The sequence below is a fragment of the Asaia sp. A2 genome (genome assembly GCF_057319415.1).
On sequence record NZ_JBXWTO010000037.1, the window covers coordinates 1 to 1,410 of the forward strand.

At 57.9% G+C, this 1,410-nt stretch carries 1 protein-coding gene; it reads left to right on the top strand.

Features of this window, described 5'->3' with window-relative positions:
• Positions 1–92 precede the first annotated feature (92 nt).
• Positions 93–1,130: an IS110 family RNA-guided transposase gene (locus ACWNRM_RS15150; protein WP_485171506.1), complete on the top strand. Its 1,038-nt coding sequence runs from the start codon at positions 93–95 to the stop codon at positions 1,128–1,130.
• Positions 1,131–1,410: the final 280 nt, after the last annotated feature.

Here is a 1,410-nt window from a genome sequence, read left to right on the forward strand (position 1 = left end):
TAGATGGGGTGGATGGCTCCCGATCACGGCATCTATAGTGCCAAAGGTGAGGACGCCATCTTTGCGTACCTCTGATAGTGGAGCCATCCGAGATGACGATTACCACGATTGGTTTGGATCTGGCCAAGAACGTCTTTCAGGTGCATGCCGTGGACGAGGCAGGCACCGTAGTGGTGCGCAAAGCGCTGCGGCGGGTGCAGGTCATGCCGTTTTTCGCCAGGCTTGCCCCATGTTTGATTGGCATCGAGGCATGCGGGACATCCCATCACTGGGCACGCGAACTGCAAAAACTCGGTCATGAGGTCAGGCTTATGCCCCCGGCCTACGTCAAAGCCTATGTGAAACGCGGCAAAACCGACGCTGCTGACGCCGAAGCGATATGTGAGGCCGTCACACGACCGACAATGCGTTTCGTGTCCGTTAAATCACGCGATCAGCAAGCGGCACTGTCGCTTCATCGTGTACGCTCCCTCGTCGTCAAACAGCGCACACAACTCGTCAACATGGCGCGCGGCCATCTGGCTGAGTTCGGCGTATGCATCCCGCAGGGTATCGGAAATGCCTTGCATCTTCTTCAACAATCGCTCGACGGCAATAGCGGGCTCGATCTGCCTGAACCCGCACTGGCTATGCTGCAGATACTGGCAAGACAGGCACTCCTCGCTCACGAACAGGCACGCGATATCGATCGTCAGTTGCAGGCCTTGTATCGGACCGACGAGATCGCACGACGTCTGGGCACAATACCCGGTGTCGGGCCTGTCGGGGCAACAGCTTTCGCGGCCGCGGTTGCTGATCCGGCCCAGTTCAAGTCCGGGCGACAATTTGCGGCATGGCTGGGACTGACACCCTTGCAGAATTCGAGCGGAGGTAAGGAACGCCTGGGACGAATTACGAAGATGGGAGACAAATATCTTCGCAAGCTTCTGGTTGCTGGGGCCACAGCTCTGGTGAAGCAGTTCAGGATCCGTCCCGATCGCGTCCCGCCCACCTTTGCGGCCCTGCTGGCGCGTAAACCGATGCGTGTGGCGACAGTCGCCATGGCCAACAAAATAGCACGCATCATATGGGCGCTGATGACACGTGGCGACGCCTATCAGGCAAACCACGTGCCGGCGATCGCCGCATAATCGGGAACACAGACAAATAACGGGATCGGTCGGTTCACCCCGACCGAAGGAGGTTGCAGGAGCGACGCGACATGATGGCGATATCGGTCAGGCCGAGAACAGAGACAACCCACTTTGTGTCCGAGGCGTCATAGCCTGAGTTTTAGAACGGGACTTTGTTCGCGGAACCCATCAGGGCCAGCAGTCCAAAACCGACTGCGCAAACAGGCCGGACAGAAGACTGCTCCTGATCAACGTCAGTGTGTCATTTTTCTCTTGCAACAAGGGAGCCATCCACAGA